This is a genomic window from uncultured Kordia sp. (genome assembly GCF_947489565.1).
Classification (GTDB): domain Bacteria; phylum Bacteroidota; class Bacteroidia; order Flavobacteriales; family Flavobacteriaceae; genus Kordia.
Map to the genome: position 1 here is coordinate 282328 of NZ_CANLEA010000005.1, position 21177 is coordinate 303504.

General features: G+C 33.9%; 5 protein-coding genes. All 5 read left to right on the top strand.

All coding sequences use genetic code 11. The features are described 5' to 3' along the window. Nucleotides 1-15: 15 nt before the first annotated feature. The 5 genes from Q0845_RS08915 (at nt 16) to Q0845_RS08930 (ending at nt 21170) form a co-directional block, all read left to right on the top strand. Complete coding sequence (locus Q0845_RS08915; protein WP_298511888.1) at nt 16-2778, top strand: hypothetical protein; 2763 nt, start codon at nt 16-18, stop codon at nt 2776-2778. Between the two features lie 486 nt (nt 2779-3264). Next, the gene (locus Q0845_RS27890) at nt 3265-3558 is read left to right on the top strand and encodes a transcription termination/antitermination NusG family protein (RefSeq protein ID WP_367180652.1); all 294 of its coding nucleotides are present in this window, start codon (nt 3265-3267) and stop codon (nt 3556-3558) included. 50 nt (nt 3559-3608) lie between these two features. Then, complete coding sequence (locus tag Q0845_RS08920) at nt 3609-6914, top strand: amino acid adenylation domain-containing protein (protein WP_298511890.1); 3306 nt, start codon at nt 3609-3611, stop codon at nt 6912-6914. A gap of 124 nt (nt 6915-7038) precedes the next feature. Then, nucleotides 7039-13554 carry a non-ribosomal peptide synthetase gene (locus Q0845_RS08925; RefSeq protein ID WP_298511892.1) on the top strand — a complete coding sequence of 2172 codons (6516 nt, stop codon included), beginning with the start codon at nt 7039-7041 and terminating at the stop codon, nt 13552-13554. A 5-nt stretch (nt 13555-13559) separates the two neighbouring features. After that, on the top strand, nt 13560-21170 hold the full coding sequence (locus Q0845_RS08930; protein WP_298511894.1) for a non-ribosomal peptide synthetase: 7611 nt from the start codon (nt 13560-13562) through the stop codon (nt 21168-21170). The last annotated feature ends 7 nt before the right edge of the window (nt 21171-21177 follow it).

Consider the following 21177-nt stretch of genomic DNA (forward strand, 5'->3'; position numbering starts at 1 on the left):
ACAATAAAAACAACCATGAAAAAGACTGTTTTAGCCAACCATTATGAATACATCGCAAATCCTTCAAAAAAATCACTTCCAGCTTTCATAAATAAAAATGTTCAGGAAGTCCCGGAAGCATTGAGAGATTTTAAATATCCGATATCTTCTTGGCCAGTAATCTTGTCCAAAGAAGAAGTAGAAGAATTGACTGCGTGTAGTATATTAATACCAAAACTATCACAACAAATATCAGAGTTGTACTTTAAAAATGATCTTGAAAAAATAGCTAATTTCTACTATGAAGGAGATCAAACCAAAGCACAATTTGCAAATTTTTGCAATCAGAAAAAGATAGATGTAAGCTGTCGATTAGATTTGATAAAAGCTGCATCTGGATTTAAAGTTTTAGAAGTAAATTCTGGTTCGTCCCTTTCTGGTATGGAAATTCAAAATTTCAAGCCAGTTTTTGATGTGATGCACCCTGAATTAAGTGATGAAAAATTAGGTTTAAAAGTTCGAAATACACAACAAATTTATATTGATTTCATTATTCAAAAAGCAATTGAATTACTTTCAGATGGAGAAGATGAAATTACCATCTTCATGCTAGAAATGATTTCAACAGAGGAAGATCGGCTTGCATATTCAGAAGCAGAAAAATTTTATAATGAAATCCTCAATGAAGAAATTGCAAAATATCATAAAAAAGGAAAAGTAGTCATCAATGGCATGTCTGAAGTGAGCTTGCAAAACAACAATCTCACATACAAAAACGAGCGTGTACATGTAGTATTAGTAAGGAATTATGCTATAAAGGACATTTCGTCAGATATTTTTAGAGCTTTTATGATGAATAAAATCTATTTCCCAGATCATCAAGGAGTAGAAATCTTGGGCGATAAACGTAACTTAGTAATCCTTCGTACACTTGCCGATGAAGGAAAGTTTAGTCCAGAAGAAAATGAACAAATACAAAAATTTATTCCTTGGTCGGTATTAATGCAAGAAACCGCAGTTACGTACAATGGAGCTACACATGATTTGCAAACTTTACTCAAAGAGCAAAAAGATAATTTTGTTATAAAAATTGCTGATGGATTACAAGGAACCGATGTATTCATAGGAAAAACGTTATCAGATGAAGCTTGGAGTGAAGCTATAAAAAAAGCAATTCAAGAAGAAAAATACATAGTTCAAGAATTTATAGGATCAGATGATATTTATGTGCCTAACAAACAGAATGAATGGGCTCCACACTCATTAGTTTGGGGCGCTTTTGGATTTGGAAATACATATGGAGGCGCTTGGGTGCGAATGTCGGCAAAAGAAAATAGTTCAAGAGTCATCAATTCTGCAACAGGTGCTGTAGAAGCTATTGTGTATGAAGAAGCTATTGATACTAGTGAAATGTACACAAAGCAAGAATCGGAGATGCAAACAATACTTGGGGAAGCATACGAAGATTTAATGATTGATGCATCGAAGAAATTGCCCGCTTTTTTAGACGCCACATCTGAAAAATTACCAAAATTTCTAAGAGGATATGCATATCCTGTGTCGTCATGGCCAGTAGTTATCAATTGGGAACAAACCAAAAGTTTAGAACAACTCAGTACCAAAATCCCAAAACTTCTTACCAAAATTCCAGCATTGTATTTTGAAAATGATATGAAACGAATTGGCGATTTCTACTTTCAAGGAGATGAGATGATGACGCAATTTGGTATGCTGTGCCATGAAAAAGAAATGGAACTAAGCTGTCGTTTAGATTTATCATTGGATGTTGATGGATTTAAAATATTAGAAGCCAATGTTGGTTCTTCTATTGGAGGATGGCAAGTGCAAAGCTTTGAACCTCTCATTCGTAAAGCACATTCAAATTTGGATGAAGATTTCACTACAGAAAATACACAAGCTAATTACATCGACTTCTTGGTGAAAAACGTGATCAAACATGTTTCACATCTTCAAACAGAGATCAATGTATTTTTAGCCATTGGAGAATATGAAGAAGGTTTCCAAAGGGAAAATATTACGAGCTTCTTTAATGATTTATTGGCAGCGTCATTAAAAGATACCAACTACAAAGGAAATACGTTTATCGGAGAATTTATAGATGTAGAATTGCAAAATAGTAAACTGATCTTTGAAGGGAAAGAGATGCATGCAGCATTGGAAATTGTAGTCAATGATGTGGGAATTCCTCTGAATATTTATAGAGCTTTTATGATGGATACGGTATATATGCCAGATCACTTAGCAACAGGAATGTATGGCGACAAAAGAAATTTAGGAATCTTAAGAGAATTAGCCGAAAACAATAAATTCACCGCAGCAGAAAATGAACTCGTTATAAAAAGTATTCCGTGGACGAAGGAAATTAAAGATAACGTTGAAATGTACAGAGGTCAGAATTTGAATATGACAGAAATCCTGAAAAATCATAAAGAAGACATGGTGATCAAAGCAGCGCAAGGATATCAAGGGAAAGATGTTTTTATAGGAAGGTTTTCGTCTGATGAAGAATGGAATGAAGCCATACAACTGGCTTTATCTAATAAAAACTTTATTGCGCAAGAATTCAGCGATTCTATAAAGTTACTAGCACCAAACAAAGAAAACCAATGGACACCGCACAAATTAATATGGGGCGCGTTCGGATTTGGAAAAAAATATGGTGGCGTTTGGGTGCGAACATCCGAAGTAGCCAATGATATCGGAGTTATCAATTCTGCCACAGGAGCAGTTGAAGCGATTGTGTACGAACACCATTTGATCGATGAAGTAATTATATGATCACAATTTATGATTGCCAAATAATGCAAAATGTATCTGCTATATTGATGAAAAAAGACCTTCCTAAATTCTCCGTAGAATTTCAAAAAAGAATACTACGGTTTAGGAAGTAGCAGAAACGTATATGTGTTAAATAGCGTGTAATAAAAAAATGAACATGGAAAATATCAATATAAAAATAATCCCCGTTTTTGGTTCGTTCATACGTGTTATTTGAAATAAAAATTGTAAGTGAATTTTGAATATAAACCATTAAAAATTATGACATGTATGTGATAGTCCAATTTTTACATTTTTTTCAATATAAAGTTTTTTATGTTGAAAAAAATTACCATATTTGGACAGTAAAATAAATAAACTATTCAAGTTTTTGAAAAATTAAAATATCTATTTTTCTAATTTCTCCCCCCTAAAACTATTGATAGATTACTAAGTTCATGTGAGTAGATTTTTTGCTCTCATTTGAAATTTAATGATTGTATTGCTATGAGTTTTGCCATTAATTGGTATGTGTTGAATGTGAAATCTCCCTGGGTGAGGAAAATGTATGAATCTTTAACAAAAGTTTCATTAAATTCCCTGTTTCCTCTATTAAAAACAATTCAACAATGTAGTGAAAGAAATAAAGTAATTCTTTCAAAACTATCTTCTTCTTATGCTTTTGTAAATATTAATTCCTCTCTGGAATTCCGCAGGACTTTGTCTGTTAATGACGCCGTAGTTCCTGTAAAAATATATGCATTAGATAAAACTCTAAGCCTTAATAATAAGATTGATTAATACGAATTCAAATAATTTTAAAGAATTTGTTTTTCTAATAAAAAAAGATAATGGACCAATTAGTAAACAAACTATATCAACTAGGTATTCGAATAGAAGCTAAAAATGGAGAGTTGCAAGTAAAAGCACCAAAGAATACGTTGACTCCTGAGCTCATTCAAGAAATAAAACAGCAAAAGGAAGACTTAATAGCTATATTGGGAAATCCTGAAATAGAAATACCTAAAGCTCCTATTCAAGAATATTATCCATTAACAGCTGCTCAAAAACGAATATGGATTTTAAGCCAATTTGAAGGAGGAAGCAAAGCATATAATATTTTTGGAGCTTTTGAAATGGAAGGACAATTAGATATGGAAGCATTGCAAAAAGCTTCTAAGTTTCTAATAGAACGACATGAAAGTCTTCGAACTAAATTTATACAGAAAGACGGCGATATTTGGCAAAAAATTCTACCAGTTGCAGAGATCAATTTCTCCGTAGATGTTCTTCCGCAAACTACAGATGTAACAAGTGTAATAGCAGAATTCTACGAAACTGAATTCGATTTAACGCAAGCGCCATTACTTAAAGCACAAGTAATTCCTGTAACACCTACAAAACATATATTGGTATTTGCTATTCATCATATTATTGGTGATGGATGGTCTATGGAAATTTTCTCTGGAGAACTTATAAAATCTTACAATGACATTCACCAAAATCAAGAAATAACATTACCAGAATTAACAATTCAATACAAAGATTATGCATTCTGGATGGAAAGTGATGTAATGCAAGAAAAGCTCAATAAGCAAGAAGCGTATTGGCTTTCTGAATTTTCGGGCGAACTTCCAAAAATGACATTGCCAACATATCAACCAAGACCGTCCATAAATGGATATGAAGGAGATGTTACACACAACAGGTTTTCGATTGCTTGGAGTGATGCTGTCAAAAAAATGGCAGAGAAAGAAGAAGCAACACTCTTTATGATGCTTATGGCTGGTATAAACGGTATTTTATATCGTTATGCAGGAAACTCTGATATTATTTTAGGTGTCCCAACTTCAGGACGTGGACATTCTGCTGTAAAAAATCAAATCGGATTATATCTAAATACACTTGCAATTCGAACACAACTCAACAATGAAATGAGTCTTCGTGAACTCATCAAATTGCAAAAGCAAAAACTCATTGATGCTTATACCAATGAAATGTATCCGTTTGATCAATTAGTTGAAAAACTAAAACTAGAAAGAGATGCTTCTCGTACCGCTTTATTTGATGTGATGGTTGTGTTGCAAAACCAACAAAACATGACTTTACAAGAATCGAAGTCGTTTGAAGGAATTACTATAAATCCATACAATGCGGTAACTCCAAAAGTAAGTTTGTTTGACATGACGTTTTCATTCTCTGAATACAACGGACATATAGAATTGGCTTTGGAATACAATACAGATCTTTACGAAGAAACATTTGTAAAACAATTAATTCAACATTTTGAAAACTTATTAGCCGACGGAATTAAAAATCCAAAAACTTCGGTGGATACGTTGCAAATACTTTCTGAAAATGAGCAACAAAACTTGCTAACAAACAATACTGTAAAATTAGCGTATAACGCGACACAAACAATTACAGATATGTTTGAAACTTCGGTGGAAAAATACTCTTCTCATACCGCATTAATTGTGGACGATAGTTCGCTTACATATGCGGAAATGAATGCCGAAATCAATCAGTTTGCTCAGTACTTGGCAGAAACATTCAAAATAAAAAAGGGCGATTTTGTAGGTGTAAAACTTGAACGAAATCAGCAATTACCAATAGCGATACTAGCAGTAATGAAACTAGGAGCAACGTATGTTCCTATTGATACTGCATATCCAGAAGAAAGAATACAATACATACAAAACGATAGCAATTGTACGTGTGTAATTGATCAAAAAGTATACGAGGATTTTTTACCAGAACAAGCTAAGTTTTCAACCGAAAATCTACAAGTAAACATTGACGCTGCAGCTGTAGCATACATTATTTACACTTCAGGAACAACAGGCAAGCCAAAAGGAGTCATGATTACGCATAAAAACGCGATGGCAATGCTAGCTTGGGCCAAAGAAGAATTTAAAACAACCAATTTTGACACTGCATATGCGGTAACGTCGCATTGTTTTGATTTATCTATCTACGAATTATTCTTCCCTCTTTCAGTAGGAAAAACAATTCGTTTATTACCAAATGCATTGGCAATACTAGATACGGTAGCAAAAGATAAAAACATTCTAATCAATACAGTGCCATCAAGCATGCGTTCATTGCTAGAAAGTAATATGAGTTTTGATAATGTACGAATGGTTAATTTGGCAGGAGAAGCATTTCCTGTTGATATAGCAGAAAAGTTACTCAAAACAAATGCAGAAATACGAAACCTGTACGGACCATCAGAAGATACAACTTACAGTACTGTATACAAACTTGATGCTGCAAAATCATACAAAAATTCCATTCCAATAGGAAAACCTATTGCAAACACAACTGCCTATATTCTGGACAAAAACTTACAATTAGTACCAACAGGTGTAGTAGGTCGCTTGTACATTACGGGTGATGGTGTGGCAAAAGGGTATTTAGGGAAAGATGCTATAACGCAAGAAAAATTCATAGAAAACCCATTCAAAAAGGGAACACTTATGTATGATACCGGAGACATTGCTTCTTGGCAAGAAAACGGAAACATCATGTTCTTAGGAAGGGAAGATAATCAAGTGAAAATTAGAGGATATCGTATTGAATTAGAAGAAATAGAAACGGCAATTCGCGCATCCTCAGAACATATTTCACAAGTTGTAGTGCTTGTCAAAAAGTATCAACAACATGATACATTAGTTGCATACTACACTGAAAAAGAAGCGGTAGATACGAATATCATAAAAAGTAATCTCGCAGAAACATTGCCAAGTTATATGATTCCGAATCATATAGAAGCATTGGATGAAATTCCTTTAACACCAAACGGAAAAATAGATCGCAAAGCATTAGAAAAACTGAAAATTTCATTACAAGCCAACATCGAATATGTAGCTCCAAAAAATGAAATAGAAGAAGCGCTTGCCGAAATATGGAAAGAAGTATTAGGCGTTGAAAAAGTAGGAGTAACCAATAACTTTTTTGAATTAGGAGGACATAGTTTATTGGCAATAACACTCATAAACGAAATCAATAAAAAGTTTGATAAGACCAACTTTCACATCCGAAACCTTTTTAAGAACAGTACCATTGAAAGTATGGCAGCATTAATTGCGATTGCAGAACGAAAAACCATGACAGACGATTTAGAAGATGAAGACACAGAAAACTTTGTCATTTAAAAATGAGTCAAAGCTATTGCTGAACTAGTTAGTAAAACCAGATTCCTAAAGTCTATCAATCAAGTAAAAAAACTTAGCATTGATAGCAAAGCAGAAAAATCTATAGAAAGATACAGACATATAAATGAAATTATTTATCAAACTTAATGAATTAGGTGTTCAACTTACAGTTGAAAACGGAGAACTAAACCTAAAGGCGCCTAGAGGTGTGCTAACACCTGACATTATTTCTGAAATTAAAACGCATAAAAGTGATTTAATAGCGTTGCTTTCCTATTCAGATGAAAGCATTCCAAAAGCAGAAAAACAAACTTCCTATCCATTGAGTTCTGCGCAAAAACGCATGTGGTTATTGTATCAACTAGATAAAAAATCATCTGTATACAATATTGTCTCTTATATTTCCTTAAAAGGGAATTATAATGTAGAAGCTTTAAAACTTGCGCTACATGAAACCGTTAAAAAACACGAAACACTAAGAACCGTTTTTAAAGTAAATGAAGAAAATGAAGTAAGGCAATACATTCTAGATGCTTCTCAATTTAATTCTTCTTTAGATTTCAAAGACTTCTCTAATGTTGATGAAGACACGAATTGGAGTGTGTATTTAGACGGAAAATTAAATTCCTATTTTGATCTTGAAAATGGACCCTTATTCCATGCGCATTTTCTAAAAATTGCAGCAGACGAATACGTATTTTGTCTCAACATGCATCATATCATTTCTGACGGACGTTCCATAGAAGTTTTTAAAGAAGATGTCTTTACATTCTATGAAACATTAACGCATCAACAAGAAATTGAAAGCAAACCATTAGGCATTCAATACAAAGACTATGTAATATGGCAAGAAACTCAGAAAGAAAAAACTGCGTATAAAGAAGACAAAAGCTATTGGTTAAACCAATTCAAAACAACGCCTTCAATAATTGATTTACCGAATCAGAAAAAAAGACCGAAAATAAAATCTTTTAACGGTAGATTGCTGAACTACAATTTTTCTAAAGAAACTTCAAACCAGACATTTCAGTTTTTCAATGAAAAAAAAGTAACACTATTTGTTGGTTTACTAACTGCTTTAAAATCGTGTATACATTTGTACACATCTGAAGAAGATATAGTGTTGGGAACGCCTGTAGCGGGAAGAACTCATGAAGACTTAAAGGATCAAATAGGTTGTTATATAAATACGCTGGCAATTCGTAATGAAGTATCTCCAAATACGTCTTTTAATGAGCTTTTACTAAGCGTTAAAGAAACGATGTTGGAAAGTTTAGTGCATCAATCGTATGCTTTTGATGAGCTACTACATGAATTAAATTTACAAAGAGACAAAGCTCGAAATCCACTTTTTGACATTTTTATATCGTTAGAAAATGAAGATGTTTCTCAAAATAAAAATATAGAACCAGGATCGAAATACAACGCTGCTTTTGATGAAATCAATATGGCGTGTAAGTTTGACATTGAATTCATGTTTTTTCATTCAGAAAACAGTCTTTCATTAGGAGTTAACTACAATTCAGATGTATATCAAAAAGAAACAATCTTAGGATTTATCAAACATTTTGATGCGCTCCTCAATTCTGTGGTCAATCAACCAGATGTTCGTATTGCTGAGATCGATCTATTCTCAGACGATCAAAAGTCCGAATTGCAACTAAAAGGAACAAAACATACAATATCGAGAAAATTTGGAGACCTATTTTCTACAATTGTTGAAAAACATACCAAAGATATTGCTGTAAAACATAAAGATAAAGAACTGTCGTACCTTGAATTGGACGAACAATCCAATCAATTTGCTCAGTATTTAAGAACTGAAAAAAAGATAAGCAAAGGCGATTTGGTAGCTGTCATGCTCACAAAAGATGAATTTCTTATCACCGCGATGTTGGCAATATGGAAATTAGGCGCAGTATATGTACCAGTCGATACCGAGTCACCATCTAGCAGGATTTCTTTTATAATGGAAGACTGTAATAGCAAACTGTTATTAAATGATGAGCTAAAAAACGGCTACTTAGCACAAGAAACAGCGCAGGATAAAAATCCTTTAGCAAGTGAAATTAATGACGATGATTTGGCGTATGTAATCTATACTTCAGGTTCTACAGGAAAGCCAAAAGGTGTACAAGTAACGCATGCAAACCTCAATCATTTTGCTAATTTTCTTCATGAATATTACCAAGATTTTGACAAAGTGGTGCAACCATTAATAGCATCTCATGCGTTCGATATTTCACTCTTTCAAATAGTAAGTCCATTATTATCAGGAGGTACTGTTATTGTATTGCAAAAAGAACAAATGCAAAACATTTCTTCTGTCATTGAAATCATTAAAGAAAGTACGGTTATTGATACGGTTCCTGCTTTTTATGAACTCATCGTTTCGCATATTAATGAACAAAATCTCACAGGATTTTCCAACATCAAAAAGGTATTCATTGGCGGAGATAAAGTATCTGATGCTATTCTAAAAAAGCTGTCTAAAGTGTTCGCTTCCGCAGAAATATCAAACACCTACGGACCAACAGAAGGAACTATATTCTGCTTAGAAAAGAAATATCCAGCTGGTACTATTGATGAAACTACGGCAGGAAGCATCATTGGTTCGCCTATAATGAACGCCGAAATCTGTATTCTTAATTCATACGACAAACTTGTTCCAAAAGGAGTCACAGGAGAAATTTGTATTGCAGGTTTAGGAGTTTCGAAAGGATATCTTAATAGACCAGATTTGACGCAAGAAAAGTTCATTTCACATCCGTATCAAGCCGATAAAAAACTATATAAAACGGGAGACCTTGGTCGATTACTTGATAATGGTTTGATTGAATTTGCAGGTAGAAATGACAATCAAGTAAAAATTAGAGGATACAGAATAGAATTAGGAGAAATTGAACATTGTTTGCTCAAAATTACGAAAGCTAAAGAAGTCCTTGTAAGATTAGTAAAGACTGAACAAGACACGGAAATTCTTGTGGCATATATTGTGGGCAATACTGACATAGCTATTGATGCTATTAGCGAAAAACTAGCGGTGGAATTGCCAGACTATATGATTCCGCAAAGCTATATAGCGCTAGAAAAAATGCCATTAAATCATAATGGAAAAGTCGATATTAAAAAATTACCAATTCCTGCTTTACAGGAAAATACTACTGATAGAAGCAACGCAAAAGCACCTGAGGATGAAATAGGAATACAACTTGCTAACATTTGGAAAGGCATTCTTGATGTAGATTTTGTGTCGGTTGATGATGACTTTTTTGCGCTTGGAGGACAAAGTCTAAAAATTATGCACCTAAGTGGTCAAATAAACGGAGTTTTCAATCAAACACTTGCGTACAAAGACTTATTTCTTAACTCTAAATTTTCAGATCAAGCAAAATTAATCAATACAGCATTGGCTGAAGAAAAAGATAACTTCACAAACGTTCCAGAAAGCGGGCCGTATGATCCATTTCCTTTGACCAATTTGCAAATGGCTTACTATGTTGGTAGGGAAGATGGACTCGAATTATCAACGTCTTCGCATATCTTATTGGAAAATCAATTATTAGATTTGGATTTGGATCGCTTCCAAGATTCCTTAACCAAAGTCATAAAACGTCATGAAGCATTGCGTACGATTTATGATACGGAAGGAAAACAACGCGTGCTTCCTTTTGAAGATTCAATGACGAAAGCGTTCGAATTTATTGATCTTTCTCAAGAAGACAATCAGTTTGAAAAACTAGAAGAAGCTAGAAAAAAAATCTTTGAACAAAGATTGCATCTAGAAATTTGGCCATGCTTTAAAATCGTAGTACTTCAATTAAAAGAAGAATTTCACTTATTGGCACTTGTAGATGCTATTGTAGCAGATAACAGCTCACTAAACATCATTGTAGAAGATTTTCAACGCTTTTACAAAGGAGAAGACTTGGCGCCGCTCAACTTTACCTTCAAACAATACATAGAAGAATTAGAAAAAAAGAAACAATCTTCAGCATTTACAGAAGCGCAAAACTACTGGGAATCGAGAATAGAAGACTTGCCTTTAGGACCGCAACTTACGTTAAAAACAAAAGCGTCAGAAATAAAAAGTCCTACATATAGCAATCATTTTCACCCTTTTCCTCCAGGCAGTTGGGAAAAACTAAAAAACATCGGATTAAAACATAAAGTATCACCAACAATACTACTAATAACTGCGTTTTCAGAAACATTGGTAAAATGGACTTCCAATCCTAACTTTTTACTAAATCTTACGTTATTTAACAGATTACCTTTTCATCCAGATGTGATGAAAGTAGTGGGAGATTTTACAGATTTATTACTATTAGAAGTTCATCAAAATTCGTCAAAATCATTCATTGAAAAAGCAGTTGCCTTAAATCAGCAGTTCTTAAATGATATGAACCACAATCTTATCAGTGGAGTTGAAATCAATAAAGAATTGGCAAAAAGAGAAGGACTTCTAGGAACTTTAGTAACGCCTGTAGTTGTGACAAGTATACTAGAAGATGGAGGTACTGAAGACGAGCAAGCGGAAGTATACAAAGTACTTACAAATCCAGATAGAAAAGAAGATTTTGTACGAACGTCTCAGGTTTGGCTTGATCACCAATTAATCTTAGTACAAGGTTTACTTTGTATCAATTGGACGGTTGTAAAAGAATTGTTCCCAGCAGGAATGATTGAAGACATGTTTACAGATTACATCAGTAGACTACAATACCTTTTAGAACTTACGAATACAGCTAGTTTTGAAGACACCTTACCAGCACATCAACTCACTCAACTTGAAGCCTATAATAGTACCGAAAATAAATCATTACTAGAAGATGAAAATCTAATAGATGGCTTTTTAGCGCAAGTAGCAAAAAATCCTTCCAATGAAGCGCTAAAGCAAGGAGACAAAAGCTTTTCATACAAAGAATTAGACGAGCTATCAGATAAAGTAGCGATATGGCTTCAAACGAAAAAATTACCCAAAGAAACACTTGTAGCCATTGTTTCAGAAAAAAGTTGGAAACAAATTGTTGCTGTTTTGGGAATACTAAAAGCAGGAGGCGCTTATTTACCTATTTCGAGTTCGTTGCCAGTAAAACGAATCAATCATATTATAGAAGACGGACAGGCAACATGCGTGCTTACAGACGGAAATATAGAAACACATACTTTTCATGATTCGTTGCATGTTTTTGAAATTACGGAAGATAATATTGCAAACGTAGAAGGAGAACGAAAACCGATCAAAAGCAATCAGCATGATGTAGCCTATGTAATATACACATCAGGAACTACAGGGAATCCAAAAGGTGTTATCATAAATCACAAAGGGGCTGTAAACACCAATCGCGATATCAATCTCAAAATCAATCTTTCCAGTGATGATGTTGTTTTAGGTGTATCATCGCTAAGTTTCGATTTATCTGTGTACGATATTTTTGGAACATTCCGAGAAGGTGCAAAACTCGTATTACCTCCGTATTCCAAATATCCTGATCCACAAATTTGGAAAGAGCTTGTGCTTACAGAAGGTGTCACTGTTTGGAATTCTACTCCAGCATTGGCAGAAATATTTGAAAAATCAATTGCATTAGAAAACAGCAATATCAAAGAAAACTTAACGCTAAGATGCTACTTATTAAGTGGCGATTGGATTCCGGTTTTACTTCCATCACAATTAAAAGCTTATGGAACTAAAGCACCAGAAGTGTATAGCTTAGGTGGAGCTACCGAAGCTTCTATTTGGTCCATATTTCACAAAACGGATGGTAGCGAAATCAACATGACAAGCATACCATACGGAAAACCATTGCAAAACCAAAAAATGTATGTGCTCGATACGCAATTAATGCCATGTCCATTATGGGTTGAAGGAGATATATACATTGGTGGAGAAGGTTTATCATTAGGATATTGGAATGATAGCGTGAAAACAAATGCAGCCTTTATCACACATCCAATTTGGGGAGATCGATTATACAGAACAGGAGATCGTGGACGATTTACAGACGATTTAAATATCGAATTCTTAGGGCGAAAAGATACGCAGATCAAGATCAACGGATACCGTGTTGAAATTGGTGAAATTGAAAACGTATTGAACAAACATGAAGAAATACAAAAATGTGTAGTCAACGCGATTGTTTCTGACTCAAAAGAAAAAATATTGGTTTGTTACTACACAGCAAACAAAAACATACAAGACAGTACCATTACAACATACCTAAAAGAGTATTTGCCACACTACATGGTTCCGCAGTATTTCATTAAAATGGAAGCGATTCCTGTAACGTCAAATGGTAAAATAGACAGATCAAAGCTTCCGATTCCAGATATAACAGCAGAAGAAATGGAAAGTCTTCAACAAGCAGAAACTGCAACCGAAATCACCTTGGAAACCATTTGGAAACAAATTTTAGGAAGAGATGAAATTGGAATGAATCAAAGCTTTTTTGAAGTTGGAGGCGATAGCTTAAAAGCACTTAGAGTACTGATTGAAATAGAAAAAGAATTTTCTGTTAGAATAAACCTAGAGAAACTATTTTCAACACCTACAATAGGATTTCTCTCCAAAGAAATAGATCGAGAAGTATGGCTTTCTATGGAAGATGAAAATAGTACTAATGAGATTTCAATTTAATGACAATGGAGGTAAAAAATATATTAGACATTCTTATTGAAGAAAAGGTTCAAATAAGGCTTAGTGACGATAAAAACCTAAAATTATCATCTCAAAATGGTAAAATTGGCACTAAGGTCATTTCATTAATAAAAGAGAATAAACCTGCAATATTAGCCTATTTAGAAGCCAGACAAGAACAATCTAACAAAGCAGCGGTTCAAATTGCTAGAGCTCCTAAAATGGACTATTATCCAGTATCCGCAGATCAATACAGAATGTGGGTATTAAGTCAATTTGAAGAAGCTTCTGTAGCATACAATATATCCAACGGTGTCATCATTAAAGGTGATATTGATATTGCTACATTAAAGGAAGCCAACAAAAGGTTATTTGTAGACAACGAAATTTTAAGAACCACGTTTTTTCAAAATGAAAAAGGGCAACTTCTTCAGGAAATACATGATGTCTCTAAAGTTTCAACCAATGTCATCTATCAAGATGTTTCCAACGCAACTGATGGTTTAACAGAAGCCAAAAATAGTATCAAAGCCAATTGTCAAATTCCAATGGAATTTACAACGGGACCAATGTATAAACTGTTTTGTTTTAAAATAAGTGAAGACAGTTTTTTCATCGCTATGATCATACATCACATCATAAGTGATGGTTGGTCGCTTCAAATATTGAATGCTGAATTACTTCAGAATTATGACGATATTAAAAATGGAATACAGACGCAAAACACTCCAGAAAAATTTGGCTACAAAGACTTTGCCTATTGGCAGAATGAACAATTAAAACGATCAAAAAGTAAATCGTTAGACTTTTGGAAAGAAAAATTAGCGGGCGAATTACCAGTTTTAAACTTAGTCAACCCAACTCAAAGACCCAATGTAAAAACCTATGTTGGTAAATATATTGAGAACGATTTTACTCCCGAACTATCAAAGAATTTAAAAACATTCTTTGGCAAGCAGCAAAGTACCATGTTTATCGGAATGATGGCAGCGGTCAATGTACTTTTAAATAAATATTCAGGAGATAAAGATATCATAGTAGGAACGCCTGTAGCGGGAAGAGAAATTGAAGAATTCAGAAATACAGTTGGATTATTTGCCAATAGTGTACCGATTAGACTTCAAGTGGATACACAAATGTCTTTTCTTGATTTCTTAGGCAATACCAGAAAGGAAGTTGTAGAAGCGTTTGATCATCAAAACTTTCCGTTTGAACAAATGGTAGAATTGGTTGATGAAAAAAGAGATATTTCTCGAGCAGCTATTTTTGATGTATTGGTAGTAATGCAGAACATGGATTTTACGCCTGATGCAGTACCTAATTCTCAACCAAAAGAAACCAACGTACTTTCGGTTGAAACGGTTGATATAGACTCAAAAGTGTCTCTGTTCGATTTAACTTGGACTTTTACCGAAAAAGAAAACGGTATCGGTTTATTGTTGCGATATAATACAGATCTATTTGATGAAACGTATGTAAACAATCTCATCAATCATTTTGTAAATCTACTTGAAGAAATAGCCGAAAATCCTAACAAATCAATCGCAAGTCTAAACATATTAAGTAAAGAAGAGCGATCAAAAATACTAGAATTAAGTAGCAATAAAGGAGAAGATGTAGCCAATACACATATCTGGAAACAGATAGAAAAAAACATTCTCAACAATTCCGCAAACACAGCATTTGTATTTGAAGATAAACACTATTCTTTCAAAGAATTAGACGAACACACAAAACGTTTAGCAGTCTATTTAAAAGAAAAATATGAGTTAACTACCAGTGATCGTTTAGTGCTACAATTACCAAAAAATGATGCCCTATTGCTATCTATTTTGGCTTGTATTAGAATTGGTGTGACTTACATGCCAATACCTGAAAACTCACCTGAAAAAAGAGTACATTTTATTTTAGAAGATTCACAAGCCAAAGGACTTGTAAATACCACTGCTTTAGAAGATTTTGAAAACTATAAAGCTGAACATACGTTTATTCAAGAAGAATTAGATCCAACTCAAGCACTTTACGGAATTTATACTTCAGGTTCTACAGGAACTCCAAAAGCAGTGATTGTATCAAGTATTGCGGTAAATAACTTCTTAGAAGGTCTAGAAAAAGATGTCTATCCACAAAAAAACAACGGATTAAAAGTAGCGCAAATGGCATCGTTTTCATTTGACGCTTCTGTGCAACAATTTTTATACTCATTAACAAGAGGTTGTGAGTTGCACATCATTTCAGACGATGTAAAATCAAACATTCCTGATCTTTGGGAATATATTATTGAGCGTAAAATTCAAGTTACAGACGGAACACATTCGCTATATCTTGAAATGTCTAAAAACTTCCCTGAAAACATTCAAGAAAACGTACTTGAAAGAATCATTTTAGGAGGAGAAAGCTTTAAAACAACGACTGCATCAACACTATTTTCTACCATAAAACAAGCGGCAAATTTTGAAATCGTTAATGTATATGGACCAACGGAATGTACTGTGAATGCTACATTCTACAAAGTAACATCTGAAGAAGATATTCCTGAAAATGCAATTGATTTGCCAATAGGGAAACCTTCGCTAAACTACGGCGTTTACATATTAGATGAAAACAAAGAACCTTTACCAATTGGTTTTGAAGGTGACTTATACATAAGCGGACCAAGTTTAGCAATTGGGTATTTGAATAGGGAAAAACTGACCAATGAAAGTTTTACAAATGCACTAGGAATCAGAATGTATCGCACAGGCGATTTGGCAAAATGGGATGCTAACGGATTATTACATTTTATTGGTAGAAAAGACAATCAAGTCAAAATACGCGGATATCGTATAGAATTAGGAGAAATTGAAAGCAAACTACTTGAATATGATGGCGTAACACAAGCAGTTGTTATTGCCAAAGACATGGAAAGTGGCGACAAAGAATTGTTAGCTTTTATCAAGGTGAATACGATCATTGACAACAATGAAGTCCGAAACTTTTTAAAAGGAGAACTAACAGATTATATGTTGCCTTCTTCGATTACACAAGTAGATAATTTTGAAATGAATTCGAGCGGAAAGCTCAACACAAAAGCACTCTTATCTCTTGATGTACATCATACCACAAATGAACAAGTATATCTGCCACCAATTAATGCAGAACAAGAAGCAATACAAAGCATTTGGCATGAAGTTTTAGGACACGAACCAATCGGAATTGACATAGATTTCTTTGCCGTTGGCGGAAATAGCTTAAAAGCGATGCGATTGATAAGTGAATACCACAAAAAATTCAATTCAAAACTAGCGTTAAAAGATATTTTTGAGCACAATACCATAGAAAAACATCAGCAATTAATGATCAATTCTAGCGAAGATCAATATGCAGAAATTCCTAAAATTGGTACGCAAGAAAATTACATTTTATCCGATGCGCAACGAAGAATTTGGGTATTAAGTCAGTTTCAAGAAGGACTCGTAGCTTACAATATGCCTTCTTTCATTGAATTGGAAGGAAAATACGATACAAACATCTTATTGCAATCTATACATGCGGTTGTAGAAAAACATGAAATATTACGTACTGTTTTTAAACCCAACGAAAATGATGAAATCAGACAATGGATTCTTCCAGCTTATGACGTAGACATTCCAATTTCAGTAGAAAACGTTGCTCATATTGACAATTCGTACAATCATATCTCAGCGTACATCAAAGAAGATTCGTTCAAGCCTTTTGATATAGAAAATGGACCGTTACTAAGAGGGAAAATCTTCTGTATTGCCGACGATCAATTTTTAATTTACTTCAACATGCATCATCTTGTGGGAGATGCGTGGTCAAATGAAGTACTAAAGAAAGAGATTCTAAAAATATACAACACACTCATTGCAAACGAAGCCTTATCAACGGAATCATTGCGAATTCAGTATAAAGATTATGCAGCATGGCAATCCAATCAATTAAAAAGTGGAAACTGGGACATTCACAAAAAATATTGGCTAAATGAACTAAAAGGCGAATTGCCATTAATCGATTTACCATCAGAAAAAGTAAGACCGTCCATCAAAACATACAATGGAAACAGTCTACAATTAGTATTTAATACGGAAGAAGCCGCGCGTTTAAATGAATTCTCAAAAAAATATCAAGGGAGTTTATTCTCAACATTACTATCGGTTTTCCACATTCTCATACATAGATACTCAGGACAAAAAGATCAAATCATTGGAGTTCCAATAGCAGGTAGATCACATGCCGATTTGGAAGATCAAATTGGTGTATTTATCAATATGTTATCTATCCGAAATGAAATCAAAACAGATTTGAGTTTTGTTGAATTTTACAAAAATGTTACCGAAAATCTACTAGAAGCGTATCAAAATCAAGTATATCCTTTTGACCGACTTGTGGAAGAATTAGATATTCCTAGAGATACAAGTCGTAGTCCTATTTTTGACATTTCAATCAGTTTGCAAAACGTATCGTTAGGAGCAAATCCAACAGAAGAAGACTATCATTTCAATACTGAAGTTGATGATGTTTTGGTACTTGGCGCACACAAATCTAAAAATGATTTAGAAGTTGCTTTTGAGGAAACGAATGAGGAAATTATATGCAATGTCATTTACAATACCAATGTGTATGAAGAGGAAATGATAACGCAATTTATGAAGCATTACAGATTATTGGCTTCTGTATTAACAAGCGATCCAAGCATACAATTATCTGCTGCCGAATTTTTAAACTCAAAAGACAAATCTACGTTACTAGATAAATTTAATGATACCGAATATGATTTGAATGAGGATGAAACGACTATTTCATTATTCAAAAACATCTTGGTAGAAAAAGGAAGTGAATTAGCTGTACTATATGAAGGCGAAGAATTAACGTATGAGGAGTTAGATACTTTATCAAATCAATTTGCATACTATTTAAAAGCAGAATTTCACATTACTGAAGGAGATGTGGTTGGTGTCATGCTTCCTCGAAGTCAGTGGTTGCTAGTCACCATTCTCGGAATTATGAAAACGGGCGCAATCTATCTTCCGATCTCTTTAGAATATCCTCAAAAAAGAACAGATTACATTTTAGAAGATAGCGGATGTAAAGCATGCATAAACCAAGCACACTTACACACATTTACAGAGAATTTAGCAAAGTATGGCAAAAGTGAAGTTGCTTACGAAGTTACCGCGAACCAATTAGCATATATCATTTATACATCTGGTACAACGGGACAACCAAAAGGAGTGATGATTGAACACAAAAGTTTAGTCAACTTCATTATGGCAATGCGCAATAGTTTGGATTTAGATGCTTCCGATCATTTATTGGCGCTTACATCAACTTCGTTTGATATCTCTATATTGGAACTTTTATACACCGTATGTTCAGGAATCTTAGTAACTGTAGCAAGTTCGAACACAGATTTTAGCATTTTTGACACCTATTTACAACAACATAAAAACAAAACAACAGATTTCAGTGTATTCTTTTTCTCCAGTCAAAAGGTAGATCAGAATAATAAATACGATTTGTTATTAAAAACAGTCAAATATGCTGATCAAAATGATTTTAGCGCTGTTTGGTTGCCAGAAAGACATTTCCATGAATTTGGAGGAATATTTCCTGCTCCGTCGGTTGTTGGTGCTTCCTTAGCTACGATTACGAATACCATTAACATTCGTTCTGGTAGTGTGGTTTTACCATTACATGATACAATTCGAGTGGCAGAAGAATGGTCTGTGGTTGACAATTTATCTAACGGAAGAGTTTCATTATCAATTGCTTCTGGTTGGACGCCAAATGACTTCGTACTACGACCTGATGATTTTTCAAACAGAAAAGTCAAAATGTTTCAGCAAATAGCAGAATTAAGAAAACTCTGGAAAGGAGAAACCATCAAAAGAATCAATGGTGTAGGAGAAGAAATTGACGTTGAGGTATTTCCAAAGCCAATTCAAAAAGAAATCCCAATATGGGTAACAACTGGTGGAAATCCGGAAACTTACGCGGAAGCTGGTAAAATAGGAGCGAACATATTAACGCATCTTTTGGGACAAACGCTAGATCAATTACAAGAGAACATAAAAGTCTACAAAAAAGCGCTTTCAGAAAATGGACACTCGGTAAAAGATGCCAAGATTTCACTGATGCTACACACATATATTGGTGAAGATATTGATGAGGTGAAAGAATTGGTACGCGAACCCTTCAAATCGTATCTAAAATCTAGTTTAGGACTTATTGGAAACATGCTAAAGGAATTTAGAGATGGTGAAAATACAAACCTACATGAAGATGATTTAAACAATTTGGTCGATTTAGCTTTTGAAAGATATTGGCAAGATTCTGCTTTGATTGGAACCCAAGAAAGTGTTGCAAACATGCTTCAAAAAATACAACTCATTGGAGTTAATGAAATCGCTTGCTTGGTTGATTTTGGACTAGATAAAGATGTCGTAGTCAATGGTTTGGAACAGTTAAATGAAGTTCGAAAGAAAAACAAATCATTCAAAGCCAACGACACAAAACCAACGCGACCAATTACCGCGATACAAACAACACCTTCTTTCTTAAAAATTCTAAAAAGTGAAGAGCATTCGATAGACTTTCTAAAATCCTTAAAGCATATCATCATTGGTGGAGAAGCATTGAGCGATAATTTAAAGAATGAAGTCAAGGAACTCACAAACGCAGAAATTTACAACATGTACGGACCTACGGAAACTACGATTTGGTCGGTTATGGAAAAAATGTCTGAATCTCCTGTAGTGCTAGGAAAACCAATAGCTAACACACAAATTTATGTGTTAAACGAAGATTTAAATGTGTGTCCAATTGGTGTTGCAGGTGAAATTTATATTGGAGGAAAAGGTGTGGCCAGAGGTTACATAAACAAAGAATCTCTAACAAAAGAAAAATTCATCCCAAGTCCTTTTGATCCTAACAAAAAAGAAAGACTCTACAAAACTGGCGATTTGGCAAAATGGAATGCCAACGGAACGCTTGTATTTTTAGGTAGAAAGGATTTTCAAGTGAAAGTTCGCGGACATCGAATTGAACTATCTGCAATAGAAAAAACCTTAACAGACTTTCAAGGTATTGAGGAAGCTGTTGTCATTATCAATGAGCTAAATGGTGAAAAAGAAATTGCAGCATTTTATACAGGAAATGAAAGAATTGCAATTGTAGATTTAAGGAATTACATCGCTGAGATTCTTCCAAACTACATGACGCCTTCGTATTTCATTTATCTAAACGAATTCCCATTAAACTTTAATGGTAAAATAGATAAAAAAGCACTTCTAAATTTCAAGGAAGAACAAACACTGAGTACTACAAACTATGTAGCACCAAATACAGAAGCAGAAAAAGCATTAGCCGAAATATGGAAAACAATACTAGATACCGAAAAAATAGGAATTCACGATGACTTCTTTGAGTTAGGTGGACACAGTTTAAAAGCCCTCAAATTACTAAGTGAAATACGTAAAACATTCAACGTCAATTTAAGTTTAGAAAAAATATTTAATGAAACTACCATAAACAAACTCGCATTATACATTGAAGCCATGAAATTGGATACTCATGTAGAATCTAGCGAAGAAGATGGAGAACTCATTTTTTAAAAAAATA

Excerpts from the sequence above, each read along its gene's own strand:
- Q0845_RS08915 (WP_298511888.1), top strand. The coding sequence starts at position 16 with ATGAAAAAGACTGTTTTAGCCAACCATTATGAATACATCGCAAATCCT.
- Q0845_RS08930 (WP_298511894.1), top strand. The coding sequence starts at position 13,560 with ATGGAGGTAAAAAATATATTAGACATTCTTATTGAAGAAAAGGTTCAA.
- Q0845_RS08920 (WP_298511890.1), top strand. The coding sequence starts at position 3,609 with ATGGACCAATTAGTAAACAAACTATATCAACTAGGTATTCGAATAGAA.
- Q0845_RS08925 (WP_298511892.1), top strand. The coding sequence starts at position 7,039 with ATGAAATTATTTATCAAACTTAATGAATTAGGTGTTCAACTTACAGTT.
- Q0845_RS27890 (WP_367180652.1), top strand. The coding sequence starts at position 3,265 with ATGAGTTTTGCCATTAATTGGTATGTGTTGAATGTGAAATCTCCCTGG.